Source organism: Edwardsiella sp. A.80236, assembly GCF_044540725.1.
Classification (GTDB): domain Bacteria; phylum Pseudomonadota; class Gammaproteobacteria; order Enterobacterales; family Enterobacteriaceae; genus Edwardsiella; species Edwardsiella tarda.
The window spans coordinates 1-857 of the sequence record NZ_JBIUCY010000064.1 but is presented as its reverse complement, the minus strand read 5'-3'; the positions used below and the strand labels follow the sequence as shown (position 1 = coordinate 857).

The following is an 857-nucleotide window of genomic DNA, read 5'->3' as shown; positions in this document are numbered from 1 at the left end:
TAGGCTGTGTCCCTTAATTGTATAATTTCTTGTAAAACAATCTGATACAACCCAACTTAACCATTGCCAGATAATTCCTCGCCGTTTTGTCATAACGTGTGGCGATGCGACGATATTCTTTCAGGCGACCAAAGCAACGTTCAACAACATTGCGATTACGGTAAGCATCACGATCGAGCTGTGAACGACCATCTGACGCCATTTTCTCATTTGATTTGCGAGGAATGACGGCTTTTATACCTCTGCTTTTCAGTTCGTTACGTAACGCATGTCCGGAGTAGGCTTTATCTGCCAGTACGGCATGACCACGTCGCTTCATGCTGCCGTTCTGGCGCTGAACTCCAATGCCGTCCAGCAGACGTTGTGCGAACTGGCTTTCATGGGCTTGTCCGGGGCTCAGTACGATATTTAACGGCAGCCCACCTCCGTCTGTCGCCAGATGGATTTTGGTGCCAAAACCACCGCGAGAGCGACCCAGCCCATTATCTCCGACGATATCGGGATGTTTTTTTGAGCCCCTGCTGCGCATCTGAGTGCACGGATATTGCTGCCATCCAGCGCTGTTGCTGACCAGTCGATGAGATCGTTTGCATCAAGTAACGTAAGTAACCTGTTGAAAATGATGTTAATCATCCCTGACTTTGACCACCGGTTAAAACGGTTGTAAACGGTCTTCCATGGACCATATCGCTCTGGCAAATCGCGCCATGGTGCGCCCGAACACAGCACCCAGAACATACCGTTGATGATCATACGATGTTCTGCCCATGGGCGTCCGACCCGTGGTGTTGCTGGTTCAGCAGGTAATAAGGGCTGGATGAGAGCCCATGCTTCATCGGGAAGATCGTAACGAGCCA

General features: G+C 50.2%; 1 protein-coding gene. It reads right to left on the bottom strand.

All coding sequences use genetic code 11. From position 1 onward, the window contains the following. Positions 1–13 precede the first annotated feature (13 nt). Positions 14–857 (bottom strand): IS5 family transposase gene (locus ACEQFP_RS17490; RefSeq protein ID WP_396464374.1). Its coding sequence is split into 2 segments (ribosomal slippage), with 845 coding nucleotides annotated over them: positions 14–513 and positions 513–857; the frame shifts between segments, so codons are not numbered across the junction. This gene is flagged as partial in the annotation.